A 16634-nucleotide genomic window follows, 5' to 3' on the forward strand; every position below is an offset into this window, starting at 1 on the left:
AAAAAATATGCACGAAGCTGATTTTTTAAACGAACAATTGAAACATTTGGGTTTAAACATTAAAAGCGAATACTATAAAATTACTAATTTACGCGACGGAAAAAAACTTGTAGACAACTTTAAATCTTGTAAAAACAATGATTTAACTACTATTGTGTACAATTTTGTAGATATGTTATCGCACGCAAAAACCGAAATGGATGTGGTGAAAGAATTGGCGTCTAATGATAAAGCTTATCGGTCTTTAACGCTGAGCTGGTTTAAAAATTCGCCATTGTTAGAAATGATTCAGCAAGCACAACAAATGGGTTTTAAACTAATTATTACTACCGACCACGGGACTATTAATTGTAAAAATCCTTCGAAAGTTATTGGCGATAAAAACACCAGTTTAAACTTACGTTACAAAACTGGTAGAAGCTTAACTTACGAGGACAAAGAGGTATATGCCGTAAAAGATCCTAAAAAAATTGGTTTACCTAGCATAAATATGACAAGTTCTTATATTTTTGCAAAGAGCGATTATTTTTTAGCTTACGTAAATAATTTCAACCATTATGTTAGTTATTACCGAAACACCTACCAACACGGCGGTATTTCATTAGAAGAAATGATTATTCCGTGTATAGTTTTGAATCCAAAGTAATTGAGAATATAGAGTATAGAATTTGTTCGAAAGTAATAGTCCATTTTATATTTTCTATTCTCTTAAAAAAGAAAAAATGATCGCAACATTTACCTTAGAAGACATAAACAAAGTAGCCAAATACATATTAGCTACACCGAGTTTAAAAAAAGTAATTACTTTTCATGCCACTATGGGCGTTGGTAAGACTACTTTAATTAAGGAAATAGTAAAAGAATTAGGGGTTACAGGAAATTCAAGCAGCCCCACTTTTTCATTGGTTAACGAGTATCAATCTAAAACGGGTGAAACCATTTATCATTTCGATTTTTATCGATTAAACACTGAAATGGAAGCTTACGACATGGGAATTGACGAGTATTTTTATTCTGGAAATTGGTGTTTTATTGAATGGCCAGAAAAAGTACCGCACTTACTACCATTCGACCATGCGTCTATTGTAATGAGAACGCTACCCAATGGCAAAAGAGAATTGTTGTTAAAAAATGATTAATTTTCATAGGTTTAATGAACCTTTTTTTTTATTATTCTTGTAAAATCTTTACGACTTTATGTCTATACACTTGTAACTTAATAGAAAATTACTTAATTTGGCTACAAAATCAAAACAAGTATGTCAATCTATACTCCATTTTCAGCCAAACAATTGCTTCCACAAGAAGAAAAATTAGAAATTGGCAAACACAAAAGTGACTTGTTTATAGGAATTCCTAAAGAAACATCTTATCAAGAACGTCGTATTTGTTTAACCCCAGATGCTGTGAGTTCGTTAGTAAGTCATGGACACCGTGTGATGATTGAAAGTGATGCGGGTAAAAACGCCAGTTTTTCAGATAAAGAATATGCAGATGCTGGCGCAGAAGTAACAAAAGACACCAAAAAAGTATTTTCTTGCCCAATTATATTAAAAGTAGAACCGCCTACTTTAGAAGAAATAGAAATGATGAATTTAGAAGCCATTCTGATTTCGGCCATTCAATTAAAAACGCAGAAAAAGGATTATTTTGAAGCTTTAGCCAAAAAGAAAATTACCTCATTAGCGTTTGAATTTATTAAAGACAGCGATGGTTCTTATCCAGCTGTGAAATCATTAAGTGAAATTGCAGGAACTGCTTCGGTTTTAATTGCTGCCGAATTAATGATTAATAACAACGATGGAAAAGGATTGCTATTAGGAAATATCACAGGAGTTCCTCCTACAGAAATTGTCATTTTAGGTGCAGGTACTGTTGCCGAATATGCAGTTAGAACCGCATTGAGTTTGGGCGCAAACGTAAAAGTATTTGACAATTCTATCACCAAATTGCGACGATTACAAAATACTTTAAACCAAAGAATATTTACTTCTACCATTCATGATAAAGCCCTTTTAAAGGCATTACGAAGATGCGATGTGGCCATTGGCGCCTTAAAAGGGGAAAACAGAACACCCGTTGTAGTTACAGAAACAATGGTTGAACACATGAAAAAAGGTGCCGTTGTTGTAGATGTTAGCATAGATTCTGGTGGTTGTTTTGAAACCTCAGAAATTACCACACATGAAAATCCTACGTTTGTAAAAAACAATGTCATTCATTATTGTGTACCGAATATTCCTTCACGGTATTCTAAAACGGCAAGTATTTCAATTAGTAATATCTTAACACCTATACTAATAAATATTGCTGAAGACGGCGGAATTGAAGCCGCCATACGTTGCAATAGTGGATTGAAAAATGGTATTTATTTTTACCACGGTATTTTAACCAATAAATCTATAGCAGATTGGTTTCAATTAGAGGATAGAGACATCAATTTAATTGTTTTTTAATTCACAATTACCAATTACAAAATGACATCTAAAAACATTTCTAATGCTTTACTTCGGACGCTGTTTATTCTTGCAGGCATTGTGTTTTTGGGCTATATTATTGGAGTAATTTCGTCTGTACTAATTTATGTTATTGTAGCTATTTTATTAAGTTTTTTGGCACAAACTATTTCTGATTTTTTACAAAAAAAGTTACGCTTTCCTCCTATTTTAGCCATTATTGTGTCTTTAACGCTGTTTATTGTATTAGCATTTGGTATTTTGTTATTGTTTGTACCTTTAATAGTTAGTCAGAGTAAAAATTTATCATTATTAGATATAGAAGCTTTAGAAAAAAATGCTACGTTATTCCTCAATCAAGTAGATGTTTGGTTGCAAACCTATGACATTCAGTATAAAAAATTAATAGACATTCAAAAAATTACACAATCGTTTAATTTTAATTTTATTACTGATATATTAAATTCGATAATTGGTTCAATAGGAAATTTTGGTATGGCTATTTTTTCGATATTTTTTATTTGTTTCTTCTTATTAAAAGATCAAAAACTAATTACAACAAATTTACGTGCTGTATTACCCGCTAACCACAGATGGCGAATTTTAGCTTCGCTTTTGCGTATAAAAAATATGTTATCTAAATATACCATTGGCTTATTAATACAGCTTTTACTGGTGTTTGTAATGTACTTAATTGTATTATTGATTTTTGGTGTAGAAAATGCGTTTATTATAGCGTTTTTAGGTGCTATTTTAAACATCATTCCGTATATCGGACCTATAATAGCCTTAGTAATGACCGCTTTTTTAACTATGTTAGGGCATATTCACGAAGATTTTCAATTGGTAGTATTACCAACCACTTTATATGTTATCATTGGTTATTTTATTGTACAACTTATTGATAATAATGTAAGTCAGCCCATTATTTTTTCTAAAAGTACCAATTCGCATCCTTTAGAAATTTTTTTAGTAATTCTAATTTCAGGTACACTTTTAGGGATATTGGGTATGATTATTGCTATTCCTATTTATACTGCAATAAAAGTGGTACTTAAAGAGTTTTATCCTAAAAGTACTTTTATTCAAATAGTAACCAAAGGTTTATAATGCAACTTTCACTTCTAGCCTCTGATATTCAAGAATTTATTACTGCGTCTTTACAAGCCAATATTTCAAAATTAGCGCTATCCAAAAACCCTTTTCCTGAAGTAGATTGGAAAGAAATTATCAATCAAATCGTATCTAAAAACAAATCGCAACATAAACTTCCAACTTGGTTTAACACAGATAACATTTACTATCCGCCAAGTATTTCGATAGAGCAAGCCTCTTCTGAGATTACTGCCAAATACAAATCTGAATTAATTTCTGGCACCTCACTGATTGACTTAACCGGTGGTTTTGGCGTGGATGATTATTTTTTTTCGAAAAAATTTGAGCGTGTCATTCATTGTGAAAGAAACGTAGTACTATCAGAAATGGTGCAACATAATTATGATGTATTAAACGTAAAAAACATTAGTTGTTTGGCGCAAAACAGCACTGATGTTTTACTGCAATCTGGCAAAAAATTCGACTGGATTTATATAGATCCTAGCAGAAGAAGTGATGTAAAAGGAAAAGTTTTTTTACTTAAAGATTGTTTGCCAAATGTTTCAGAAAATTTAAAATTCTACTTTTCTAAAAGTAATTACATTTTAATAAAAACCGCGCCAATATTAGACATAACTGCAGGTTGCATGGAATTGGAAAACATAAAAGCCATTCATATCGTAGCCGTTGAAAACGAAGCAAAAGAACTTTTATGGATTTTAGAAAAAGACTATTCGGGAGAAATTGAAGTACATGCGGTTAATATTCAAAAAGAAAAAACAGACACCAATATATTTACTCTGGGAGAACATTCGCCGGCTAGCTTTAGTTTACCACAAGAATTTTTATATGAACCTAATGCGCCTTTACTAAAATCTGGTGGGGTAGATTATTTGTGCGATGTGCTGCATATTTCTAAATTACATCCGCATTCGCATTTATTTACGCATATAGAATTAATAGATTTTCCAGGAAGAAGATTTATCATTAATGAAGTGATTCCGTTTAACAAAGAGCATCTTAAAAAGCATCTTGAAGGTAAGAAGATGAATATTACAACTCGTAATTTCCCTTTAACTGTTGAAGAAATTAGGAAAAAATATAAAATTGAAGATGGTGGCACTGTTTATGCTTTTTTTACCACCAACATAAATAACGAAAAAATTGTATTAATTTGCACAAAAATTTAGATATGAAATTAGCTTTAAAAATAACTGTTTTACTTTTTTTAACCCAATTTTCGTTTTCTCAGGAAAAACCATGTGAATATGATATTGATGTAGTGACTGACACCAGTAGCACCCGTGTTTTAAAAGAAAAAATTATTGACGAAAATGTGTTTGGAAATACCACTTCATTTTTAACTTTTAAACTTTTTAATGTAGATGGTTTTGTAGGATTAAACTTTCAATATTTACAAAAAAGCAAAGACTTCTTAACCCCAATTTGTATTGACAAAAGCACTAAAATATTTTTAGAGATGGCTAATGGTAAACAAGTAAAACTTATCAATTCATCAGATACTGAAACGTGTAATGACTTACAATATGATGCGGTTAATAAAAATAATTTACGAATTTTAACTGGTTTCTTTTATTTTACACCCGAAAATTTTGAAGATTTAAAAACGTCTAAAGTGTATTTAATTAAAATTGCAGCTGCAACAGGTGATGTAGATTTTGTAATAAAACCAGAATTAAACTCCGAGATTTATAAAGAAAAATCTAATCCAGATTCTTATTTTATCAATTTCATTAAGTGTTTGGGTATCAAGTAAACTTAAGCTTCTTGAGTTGCTTTTAAAGTCGCTTTTAAGAATACAAAACCAATTATTCCTGCAATTAAAGAGGAAAGTACAATTATTAATTTGGCATTATTAATAATTACCGGGTTATCAAACGCTAAAAGTGTAATAAATATAGACATCGTAAAGCCAATTCCGCCTAAAAATCCAACGCCTAAAATAGATTTCCAATTCATATCATTTGGAAGTTGGCACCAACCTATTTTTACAACCAAAAAAGTAAGTATAAAAATACCTAATGGTTTTCCTACAACTAAGCCCAAGGCTACACCTAAACTGTAGTTTTCTGTTACAACTTCTGCTAAATTACCATTCATTAGAATTGCTGTATTTGCCAAAGCAAAAATAGGCAAGATTATAAATGCGACAGGTTTATGTAAAATATGTTGCAAAATGTATGATGTAGATTTGTTACCCCCATTTCCAAACGGAATAGCAAAAGCTAATAGTACACCTGTGATTGTAGCGTGTACACCAGAATGCAGCATAAAATACCACATAAAAACCCCACCAATTAAATAAGGAAGTAAGTTTTTAACTTTAAAATATTTACCCAAAACATAAAGGAATACAAATATGCCTAAAGCGATGGCTAAATTGCTCCATAAAATGGTTTTCGTATAAAAAATGGCGATAATTAATATGGCACCTAAATCGTCAATAACGGCTAAAGCGGTTAAAAATATTTTCAATGATAATGGTACTCTATTACCTAATAAAGATAAAATTCCGATAGCAAAAGCAATATCTGTTGCCATTGGTATTCCTGATCCAGATTGTGTAGGTGTACCAAAATTAAATGCTAAAAATATAACAGCAGGAACTACCATTCCTCCGACAGCTGCAAATATGGGCAATAATGCGTCTTTTATATTAGACAATTCGCCTTGATAAATTTCTCGTTCTAATTCTAATCCAATTAATAAAAAGAAAATGGTCATTAAGCCATCGTTTATCCAATATTCTAGAGATTTTCCTGAAAATTCAATTAACCAAAAATGATGATAACTTTCGCCAAATACAGAATTTGCTAGTACTAAGGAAACTATTGTGCAAACCAATAATACCAAACCACCTAGTTTTTCACTTTCAAAAAAATCTTTAAATAATTGTGTTACTTTCATTCTTTGCTTTTTATACTGCAAAAATACTCAATTTTACTCGCATAGAATAGTAGATAATCGAAATCATATCACTAAAACACAAAAAGCCCAAGTAACTTTCACTACTCGGGCTTTTAAAACAAATTAACTTTTGCTAATATTTATTAACTATTAGCGACATGAAATTCTATTAATCCATCTATTGGACGTCTTAATACATTTCCTATTTTGATTCCGTATTCGTTTAAAACAGTTTCTAATTCTTCTTTTAAGTAAAAAGCGATAGAACCTACAAAGTGAACAGGTACTTCTTTATAATTTTCAAACTGCATGATATAATTTTCAACAAAAGAAACCAATTCTTCTCTAATATGCTTCTTACAAAAATCGGTATTTTTATGTTTAATTAAAAACTTTGCATACGTGGCCAAATAAGCATTTGGATTTGGTTTTTTATATAAATTTTCTTTAACCGCATCTGGTTCTACATTAAATTCTTTTTCAAATTCTTTAGCCAAATTTGCGGGCATTTTATTAAAATAATAGCCTCGTAATAAATGACGACCAAAACGGTTTCCACTACAATCATCCATAGCAATATAGCCCAATGATTGTACTTTTTGATGTAAAACAAGTCCATCAAAATAACTACAATTTGATCCTGTTCCTAAAATACAAACAATTGCTTTTTGGTTTTTAGGTGTCGTAGCAAATACAGCAGCATAGGTATCTTCGAAAACAGCGACAGAGGCGTTTTTAAAATATTCTTGAAAAACTGCTGTTAAAAAGTTTTTCATTCTATCTGTTCCACATCCTGCACCATAAAAGAATAAATGAGCGGCTTTTTCTTTGTTATGGGAGATATCAAATTTATCATCCAAACGAGCAATTATTTCTTCCTTTGTTAAGACTTCAGGATTTAATCCTAAAGATTGAGTGGTAAATAATACTTTCCCGTTTGTGTCTATGGCAATCCAATCTGCTTTAGTGGAACCACTGTCTACGAGTAATTTCATGATTTTTAGAATATAGAGTATAGAATATAGAGTATAGAGAATAGATTTTTGAGTGCTATTCTCTATGCTCAAATATTTATTTTATTTTTATTTTATAGCATTGATATGAACAGCTAAATCGATTAATTTAGATGAATATCCGTATTCATTATCGTACCAAGAAACCAATTTAAAGAAAGTTGAGTTTAAACCAATTCCTGCATTAGCATCTACAATTGAAGTACGTGTATCTGAGACGAAATCTTGAGAAACTACCAAGTCTTCTGTGTATCCTAAAATACCTTTCATAGAAGTTTCAGAAGCATGTTTCAATACACTCATAATTTCTTCATAAGTAGTTTCTTTAGCTAATTTTACAGTTAAATCTACCACAGAAACATCAACAGTTGGCACACGCATAGACATTCCTGTTAATTTTCCATTTAAATCTGGAATAACTTGTCCTACTGCCTTTGCAGCTCCTGTTGAAGATGGAATAATATTTACCGAAGCCGCACGTCCACCTCTCCAATCTTTTCTTGAAGGACCATCGGCAACCATTTGAGTTGAAGTAGAAGCATGAACAGTTGTCATTAAACCTTCTACAATTCCGAAATTATCATGAATTACTTTAGCCAATGGAGCCAAACAGTTGGTAGTACATGACGCATTAGAAACTACAGTATCCGAAGCAGTTGCTTTTTCATGATTTACACCCATTACAAACATTGGAGCGTCTGCGGAAGGTGCTGATATAATTACTTTTTTTGCACCACCGACAATATGAGCATTTGCTGTTTCCTTAGTTGTGAAAAATCCTGTACATTCCGCTACTACATCTGCGTTTATTCCCGCTTCATCCCATTTAATTTGAGCAGGATCTCTTTCTGCAGTGACACGAATATATTTATCGTTAACGTATAATTTTCCTTCTTTTACTTCTACTTTTCCATTAAAACGACCATGTACTGAGTCATATTTTAATAAATAAGCCAAATGATCTACATCTAATAAATCGTTAATAGCTGCAACCTCTACATTATCTCTGTTGTATGTTTCTCTAAAAACAATTCTACCAATTCTACCAAATCCGTTAATTCCTAATTTTACTGTTGACATATTCTTTTAAATATTTTATTCCTAAAGGAATCTTTTTGTTAGTTAATGATTATAAATTTTATATTCCGTTGGAATATATTTTCGTTATTACTTTATGATGAAACGATATCTGAAACTTTTACTAGTTCTAAATCAATCTCACTTTGTCCTTTAATGGCTTGTTCTAATGGTGTTAGACAAATTTTGTCGTATTGTATTCCAACCATATAATTAGATTTACCTTCTAATAAACTTTCCACTGCTTTTACTCCTAATCGAGAAGCTAAAACCCTATCAAAACATGATGGTGCACCACCACGTTGCATGTGACCTAATACAGAAACACGTACGTCATATTCTGGCATGTTTTCTTCTACGAAATCTTTCAGCTCAAATACATTTTTACCTATTTTATCGCCTTCAGAAACTACAACTATACTTGATGTTTTTCCTGATTCTTTACTTTTTTTCAAAGAATCTACCAATCGGTCTAAACCAAAAGCCTCTTCTGGAATTAAAATTTCTTCTGCTCCTGCTCCAATTCCAGCATTCAACGCAATATGTCCAGCATCTCTACCCATTACTTCTACAAAGAATAATCGGTTGTGTGAATTGGCTGTATCACGAATTTTATCAATACAATCAACAACTGTATTCAATGCGGTATCATATCCTAAAGTATGACTGGTTCCAAAAATATCATTATCAATTGTCCCTGGAATTCCAATTACAGAAAAACCGAATTCTTCATTAAACTTTTCTGCACCTGTAAACGTTCCATCACCACCAATAACTACTAGTGAATCTACACCATTGGCTTTTAAATTATCATAAGCTTTTTTTCTTCCTTCAACAGTCATAAAATCTTTTGAACGCGCTGTTTTTAAAATAGTTCCACCTTTGTTAATGATGTTTTTCACATCACGTGGACCCATAGGTTTAATATCGCCTTCAATCATACCTTGATAGCCACGATAAATTCCAACACACTCAATATTATAATAAGCACAAGCACGAACAACGGCTCTAATAGCTGCATTCATACCTGGAGAATCTCCTCCTGAAGTTAATACTCCAATTTTCTTAATAGCTGTTGACATACTAATTGTTATATTGTTTGTAAAATTAACAAAGGAAATTACTTATAATCCTAAAAAACCACTTATTTTTTATCATTTTGTTATTTTCAAACGTTTTCGTTAATAAATTTACAAAATTTAACAGAAATTCATGAGTTAATTTACATCATTAATATCTGGAACTCGGTTCTTAGGATCTGCCTTTTTTTCTTCTTTTATTTGTCGTTTTTTTGTTTCTTCAATGAAGTTAATAAACTCAGGATCGGTTTCCGAATCGTCGGATTCTTTTATAGGTTTATTTGAACTATCTTTCTGGTTTTGAGATTTAAATAATTTTTGTAACAACTCTTTAAAATCATCAAAATCTACCCGATATGATAATCCTATACCTTGCGTGTAGCCAATGTTCTGACCAATAGTATTAGAATTTAAATCGTTTTCTCTATTAAATACGTGTGCGGTTAATGTACCATCTGTATTTAAACGCATTTCTACTTCTACATTTCCTACAACATACGATTGGTTGATACCGCCCACCGGAACACCTACATTTCCATTAATGCTAATTCTATCATTAATTTGAGTAGTTAATGTTACTAGCGCTCTGTCTGAAATTTCTTGTTGTCTATTCCCTATTTGATAATCAAAGATAAGTTTGAATTTGTTCTCACCATCAGATAACACGTCTCCAAAAATACTATTTGCCTTTTCAAATAAAGAACCAAAATAGTTGGTTTCCTTATCCGCAAAAAAACCTCCTGTGGCTAACAATGCAAATGCTTGTTGTTGTCTTCTGTCTTTGTCTTGTAATTTATAATCCAAATCACTTTTTAAAACTGAACTTACATTTGGGAAATTGATGTTAAAATCGGATTGAGGTGCATTTAATTCGCCAGTAATAAAAATACTAACCTCCGTAGGAATTTTTTTATTGAAAGCTGTATTCTCTAATAATACATTTGGATTTGCTTGTGAAGCGTACACTGCTTCTAAATTTAACTTAGCACCCAATGGATCACCATCCCAACTAATTGTTCCTCCGTTTTTTACACTAAATTTCTTATCAATTAAACTCCCATATCTAAATAAATATTCTCCTTTATTGACGATGAAGTCACCCGTCATTTGAAATTTACCTAAGGTATTGATGTTCATAAACATCGATCCGTTTCCCGTTCCTTTCATAGAATGTCCCGTTTCCCGATTTAAAATTACTTCAATTTCTGCATTTGGTGTAATGGCAAAATTAAAATTCAAATCGATTCCTCTATAGGTTTTGGTTGATTTGTTTATACTGTTTTTTATTCCAAATTTTTCTTCTTTTGTAATAAAATGAACCAATCCATTCTCGCTAACGCTTTCCGAATCGTTAACAGGAATTTTAATCGAAGTTCCTTTCGCACTTTCGCCTTCTGCATTTATAACTAAAGCTTCTACAGGACCATCAATAGTGACAAAACCATCAAAATAAGCTTTTCCAAAATAATAAGCATCATCTGCATCTTTTGTATCTAAAACTAAAAGTTTATCAGATGCTATTTTTAAATCCATTTCCCAATTTCCAAACTTTTCGTGAGAAATTGTGCCACTTAAAACTCCTTTGGTTTTTTCATTTACATCAATAATATCAATATCTCTAAAAATAATTTTTTCTTGAGTTAAATCAATTTTTGAATTTTTATCGAAATCATAATCAATATTTAAATAAGGTACACGTAAACCCGCATCATTTAAATATAAAACGCCATCTACTACCGGAGTATCAAAAGTTCCAACAATATTAATTTTACCTTTAGCCAATCCGCGTACATTATCTAAAACACCGGTTAAAAAGCCACCTAAGGGTTTAATATTAAAGTTTTCAATAACAGTCTCTAAGTTTAAAAAGGTCTGATTGTTAACAAAATCTACAGTTCCTGTTGTTAAAAAAGTTTCTTCATTTTCATTAATTATAGAAGCATCGACATTAAATATTTTAAATGTTTCATCTCCAAAAACTTTTAAATTTAAATTTCCTAATTTACTATCATTTAGTGCTAAACCGTCAATAGTTAAATTTGTTGATGGTTCGTATATTAGGTTATCTTGCTTGTATTTTAAATTCCCATTTAACTTACCTTCAAGACTTAAATTCTTAACATCGGGTGTAATTTTAGAAATATCAACATCATTAAACGTAAAATTAAAATCTTTATAGGTGTCCCCTTTCATTTCCCCATTAAAGTCAATATATTGATCATTGTGAGACAAGGTTAATTGATTGAAATTAAAGTTTTTAAACTGCTTATCAAAAACAATAGTGTTTTCAGTTGTTTCCTTTTCGTTAATAAACCATTGGAAATTTTTAAATGTAATATCTGACTTTTTAAATCCAACTATAGATTGCTTATTTTCATCTATAGTGTGATATAAGTTTAAATCAAATTTATCTTCTCCTTTTTCGCCGCCTTTAAATTCAGTTCTAGCAAATAATGTATCGTTTACTGTTAAATTTATTAAACTAAAATCTGATACTTTATAGTTTTCAGTATTTAAACTATCTAATTCAATATATGCATTATATAAAGGATTTTTGTTGTTAATATCAATTTTTATACCGTTAAATTTATTCTCAAATGCTTTGACAAATGGAGAATTAAAGTCAAATTGAAACAAGCCTTCATCTGCATTTATTTTTCCTTTTAATCGGGTATTTTCTCCAATTGAAACTTCTGGATAAAATACTTCTAAAACTGTATTATAAACTGTAAAATCGAAATCTAAAAATTGATTTTTGGATAATTTATGTGGTGAATAATTTGCATACAAACTACCCACAGCATTTTCAACAAGTTTTTTAATTTGCTTGGTTTGATATTTACCTACTACTTGACCTTCAATAATATCATGAGAATGAAAAGAGACTGTTCTGATGTTTTGATTATCAAACGATGAATAAACAGCAGCCGAATCGAAAAAATACTTATTTTTCGGGTTGATGTAGGAAATATTCTCTAAATTTATGGTACCTGCTAAATCATCTAAAGAGTTGCCTTGTGCCTGCATCACTATAGAACCTGCTATGATTGAAGTAGCATCTTTAGTATATAAATATATTTTTTTAAGATTAGCATATTCAATTTCAATATCAAAATCATATATTTTTTTTCTCTTACTTAAATCTACTAAACCATCAAAAGTTAACAATAAATTTGGATCTTTACTATGGAAATGTCCTTTAAAATAGGGCATTTTCATAGTTCCATCTACATCAATATTTTTATACGAATACCCATTGTATCTAAATTGACCAATATTTCCCTTTAGTTTTGTATTTAAATATTTTTTAGAAAACCCTGTTCCATTAATATCAAATACTACAGAGGTATATCCCAAATCTTTTTCATCTAAGAAGGCACCTATATTAAAATTATCTAACTGGAATTTTCCTATATATGTAGCACGGTCAATAGTATTTATTTTATCCATTTTTAAATCGCCCATGGCACGACCTAATTTTGAAAACAAATCTACATTTGCAATAATCCATTTTTCGGTAAGTTCCACTTTTCCTTTTACAGCAACACGGCCAAGTTTTTGCAATTGCTTTGGCAAGTTTTTTCCTAAAAGATTTGGCAAAACTTTACTGATACTAGACTGACTAGCTGTTAACCTGTCGAAACTTCCTTTCAGATAAAATTTCTGGTCGCCTTTACCGAAAAGATTTTTCAACTGAAGATTTCCAACAACTTCGTTATCATTTAAATCATTAAACTTTAAGTTATTAAATTTCAAATCATTTAAAGTTCCTAAAATATGAGAATCGATATAAAATTTTTGATTTTTTCCAAATTCTGGATAGAAGAAATTTAAGTCGCTACTAGATATTTTACCTTCTTTGATATCTAAATCAAAGATTACTTTGTTATTAAAATCTTTGAAATCTTTTCTGTTGTAACGTAATTCTGTTTTTCCTTTAAACGAAGAATTTTCCGTTTCTAAAACCAATTCGTTTAATAAAATATTGTTTTTGGTATAGGTAAAATCTGAAGTTAAATTTTTCATTATCAAACCTCTATGGTCTTTAAATGACATTTTATAAACATAGGCAAATACGTTTGCGCCTTTCACATAAAAGTCATCCAATTGCCCATTAAGATTAGTAAAATCTAGCAGTTTAGGTTTTTCTAAATTTTTGTCAATATATCTAAAATGGCCATTTTGTAGCGAAATTGAGTTGATTTTTAATCTGAATTTTCCAGTAGTAGGTTTTGGAGGATTTTCATCAAAAGCAGCTACAAATTTATCTAAATTAGTTTCTTTTTCGCCTTTGTATTGAATGATTTTTAGATTCAAACCATCAGCTTGTAAATCGCCTAGATAAGGATGTCCCTTTTCGTATAATTTTTTATAACTTAAAATTGAGGTATGAATTCGGTTAAAATGAAACAACGTATCATTATGATGATCCTTAGCTAAAACACCTTTTAATTTGACCCCACCAAAAGGATTAATCGCTACTTTTTCAATGGTTAAAGCAATATTGTATTCAGCTTTTAACCAATCCGTAGCGTATTTCCCTAACCTTGTTTGCACAACAGGCAAGGCCAATAGAATGGCTACTAAAAGCACAAAAAGCAACATCCCAACTAAGGAACGAACCACTATTTTTTTTATTGATTTAATATTTAATTTATTTAATTTTGCAAAACAAACCTATTTTTATTTGCTTATAGCAACAAAAATAAGCAATTTTGTAAGACATTTACAATACTTTTATACCAAAATTCATGCCCAGTATCACAAATCCTAAAAATATTTACACTTTAGCCATTGAAAGCTCTTGCGATGATACCTCTGCGGCTGTTTTGCGTAATGACAAAGTGCTGTCTAACATTGTGGCGGGACAAAAAGTTCATGAAGAATATGGCGGTGTGGTTCCCGAACTGGCTTCAAGAGCACACCAACAAAATATTGTTCCAGTAGTAGAAATGGCTATTCAAAAAGCTGGAATTAGAAAAGAAGACATAAATTGCATTGCATTTACACAAGGTCCAGGACTTATGGGTTCTCTTTTAGTTGGTGGTAGTTTTGCTAAGTCGTTAAGTCTTGGTTTAGACATTCCTTTAATAGCCATAAACCATATGAAGGCTCATATTTTAGCACATTTTATTGATGAAGAAGGCTACGAAAAACCAAATTTTCCATTTATTGCTTTAACCATTTCCGGTGGTCATACTCAAATAGTAAAGGTTGTTAGTTTTTTTGAAATGGAAATTATTGGTGAAACCACAGATGATGCCGTGGGGGAAGCATTTGACAAAAGTGCTAAAATTTTAGGTCTTCCCTATCCTGGTGGACCTTTGGTTGATAAATATGCCCAATCAGGCAACCCAAAAGCATTTGCTTTTACCAAACCAAAAGTTGCGGGTTTAAACTTTAGTTTTAGTGGACTCAAAACCCAAATTTTATATTTCATTCAGAAAAAAACAGCTGAAAATGAACATTTTATTACTGAAAATTTAACTGACATTTGTGCATCCATACAATATACCATTATTGAAATTTTAATGGATAAACTAAAATTAGCAGTAACCGAAACCGGAATTACAAGAATCACAATTGGTGGCGGGGTATCTGCTAATTCAGGAATAAGAAATACATTAAAAGAAGCGGAAACAAAATACGGATGGCAAACGTTTATTCCAAAGTTTGAATACACAACAGACAACGCTGCAATGATTGGAATTGTGGGTTATTATAATTTTTTAGAAGAGAATTTCAGTACATCTGATGTGGTTTCTAAAGCAAGAATTGAATTTTAAAACTATGCAATTATTCTATAATTCCGAAATAAAATCTGGTGATAAAACGTTTACTTTTGATAAAGAAGAAAGTAAACATATTATTAAAGTTTTACGCAAACAAGAAGGTCATAAAATTCATATTACTAATGGGTTAGGGTATTTATTTATATCTGAAATTATTTTAGGATTAGAAAAAAAATGTGAAGTAAAAATAATCGAAGAATACTTTTTTAAACCCACTAATTTTTACTCACATATTGCAGTTGCTCCTACCAAAATGCTAGACAGAATGGAATGGTTTTTAGAAAAAGCCACAGAAATTGGTATTCATGAAATTACGCCGATTATTTGTGAACATTCTGAACGAAAAATATTTAAGATAGACCGAGCCGAGAAAATTATTCAAGCTGCTACAAAACAATCCAATCAATATTATTTGCCAAAAATAAATGAGGCGATAACATTTTCTGAATTTCTTAAAAAAAATCATTCTGGTCAAAAATTTATCGCGCATTGTGAAGAAACGGATAAAAAATCATTTGCTAAAGAAATTGAAACAGATAAACATGTAACCATTTTAATTGGTCCAGAAGGCGATTTTTCAACTAAAGAAATCAAATTAGCATTAAACAATAATTTCATTCCTGTTACTTTAGGAAATACTAGATTAAGAACCGAAACAGCTGCATTAGTAGCTTGTCATACAATTGCTCTTAAAAATGAATAAATTTTTAACTTTTGGAATTTTACTATTTTGGAATTTGGGATTTTCTCAAGATATTGCTGTTTTAAAGTATTCTGGCGGTGGCGATTGGTATGCCAATCCAACTTCTTTGCCTAATTTAGTGAAATTTTGTAATCAAAATATCAATACAAAATTAAGCACAAAAGTTACTTCTGTTGATGTAGGTAGTGCTGAAATATTTTTATATCCATTTATTCACATGACCGGTCACGGAAATGTTGTATTTAGCAATAATGATGTTAAAAATCTTCAAAACTATTTAAATTCTGGCGGTTTTTTACACATCGATGACAATTACGGTATGGATGAATACATTAGAAAAGAAATCAAAAAACTTTTTCCAAAAGCAGCTTTGGTTGAAATTCCAAAAACTCATGTTATTTTTCAAACGCCTTATTCTTTTCCAAACGGGTTGCCAAAAATTCATGAACACGACAACAAACAGCCGCAAGCTTTCGGTATTTTTATTGAAA

At 30.7% G+C, this 16634-nt stretch carries 14 protein-coding genes; 9 read left to right on the forward strand and 5 right to left on the reverse strand.

Annotated elements, in window-relative coordinates; genetic code table 11:
* From ACIQ2I_RS03935 to ACIQ2I_RS03960, 6 genes are all read left to right on the forward strand, one after another.
* Positions 1 to 646 (forward strand): PglZ domain-containing protein (locus tag ACIQ2I_RS03935; protein WP_396181128.1); only part of this gene is annotated, 646 nt, incomplete at its 5' end.
* A 76-nt stretch (positions 647 to 722) separates the two neighbouring features.
* On the forward strand, positions 723 to 1139 hold the full coding sequence (gene tsaE / locus ACIQ2I_RS03940; RefSeq protein ID WP_396181129.1) for a tRNA (adenosine(37)-N6)-threonylcarbamoyltransferase complex ATPase subunit type 1 TsaE: 417 nt from the start codon (positions 723 to 725) through the stop codon (positions 1137 to 1139).
* A gap of 120 nt (positions 1140 to 1259) precedes the next feature.
* Positions 1260 to 2456 (forward strand): alanine dehydrogenase, encoded by a 1197-nt coding sequence (locus ACIQ2I_RS03945; protein ID WP_396181130.1) that lies wholly within the window; start codon positions 1260 to 1262, stop codon positions 2454 to 2456.
* 21 nt (positions 2457 to 2477) lie between these two features.
* Positions 2478 to 3566 carry an AI-2E family transporter gene (locus ACIQ2I_RS03950; RefSeq protein ID WP_396181131.1) on the forward strand — a complete coding sequence of 363 codons (1089 nt, stop codon included), beginning with the start codon at positions 2478 to 2480 and terminating at the stop codon, positions 3564 to 3566.
* Positions 3566 to 4741: a class I SAM-dependent methyltransferase gene (locus ACIQ2I_RS03955; RefSeq protein WP_396181132.1), complete on the forward strand. Its 1176-nt coding sequence runs from the start codon at positions 3566 to 3568 to the stop codon at positions 4739 to 4741. The genes ACIQ2I_RS03950 and ACIQ2I_RS03955 overlap by 1 nt, the downstream gene beginning before the upstream one ends.
* Positions 4742 to 4743: 2 nt before the next feature.
* Complete coding sequence (locus ACIQ2I_RS03960; RefSeq protein WP_396181133.1) at positions 4744 to 5328, forward strand: hypothetical protein; 585 nt, start codon at positions 4744 to 4746, stop codon at positions 5326 to 5328.
* A 2-nt stretch (positions 5329 to 5330) separates the two neighbouring features.
* On the opposite strand, the gene nhaA is transcribed toward ACIQ2I_RS03960, so the two are convergent.
* The 5 genes from nhaA to ACIQ2I_RS03985 form a co-directional block, all read right to left on the reverse strand.
* Positions 5331 to 6479 carry a Na+/H+ antiporter NhaA gene (gene nhaA, locus ACIQ2I_RS03965; protein WP_396181134.1) on the reverse strand — a complete coding sequence of 383 codons (1149 nt, stop codon included), beginning with the start codon at positions 6477 to 6479 and terminating at the stop codon, positions 5331 to 5333.
* Between the two features lie 143 nt (positions 6480 to 6622).
* The gene (locus ACIQ2I_RS03970; RefSeq protein WP_396181135.1) at positions 6623 to 7474 is read right to left on the reverse strand and encodes an N-acetylglucosamine kinase; all 852 of its coding nucleotides are present in this window, start codon (positions 7472 to 7474) and stop codon (positions 6623 to 6625) included.
* A gap of 87 nt (positions 7475 to 7561) precedes the next feature.
* Complete coding sequence (gene gap / locus ACIQ2I_RS03975) at positions 7562 to 8572, reverse strand: type I glyceraldehyde-3-phosphate dehydrogenase (RefSeq protein WP_396181136.1); 1011 nt, start codon at positions 8570 to 8572, stop codon at positions 7562 to 7564.
* Positions 8573 to 8664: 92 nt separating this feature from the next.
* Positions 8665 to 9651: a 6-phosphofructokinase gene (pfkA, locus tag ACIQ2I_RS03980; protein ID WP_396181137.1), complete on the reverse strand. Its 987-nt coding sequence runs from the start codon at positions 9649 to 9651 to the stop codon at positions 8665 to 8667.
* A 135-nt stretch (positions 9652 to 9786) separates the two neighbouring features.
* A complete protein-coding gene (locus tag ACIQ2I_RS03985) occupies positions 9787 to 14274 on the reverse strand; it encodes a translocation/assembly module TamB domain-containing protein (protein WP_396181138.1) in 4488 nt (1495 codons plus the stop codon).
* A gap of 125 nt (positions 14275 to 14399) precedes the next feature.
* On the opposite strand from ACIQ2I_RS03985, the gene tsaD reads away from it, so the two are divergent.
* The 3 genes from tsaD to ACIQ2I_RS04000 form a co-directional block, all read left to right on the forward strand.
* A complete protein-coding gene (gene tsaD / locus ACIQ2I_RS03990) occupies positions 14400 to 15434 on the forward strand; it encodes a tRNA (adenosine(37)-N6)-threonylcarbamoyltransferase complex transferase subunit TsaD (protein WP_396181139.1) in 1035 nt (344 codons plus the stop codon).
* Positions 15435 to 15438: 4 nt separating this feature from the next.
* Positions 15439 to 16143, forward strand: coding sequence for a 16S rRNA (uracil(1498)-N(3))-methyltransferase (locus tag ACIQ2I_RS03995; RefSeq protein WP_396181140.1), 705 nt, complete (start codon positions 15439 to 15441; stop codon positions 16141 to 16143).
* Positions 16136 to 16634, forward strand: a 499-nt coding sequence (locus ACIQ2I_RS04000) for a DUF4159 domain-containing protein (protein WP_396181141.1), incomplete at its 3' end; no start/stop codon positions are given. The genes ACIQ2I_RS03995 and ACIQ2I_RS04000, both read left to right, overlap by 8 nt.

This window comes from Flavobacterium sp. (assembly GCF_044368995.1).
Taxonomy (GTDB): domain Bacteria; phylum Bacteroidota; class Bacteroidia; order Flavobacteriales; family Flavobacteriaceae; genus Flavobacterium.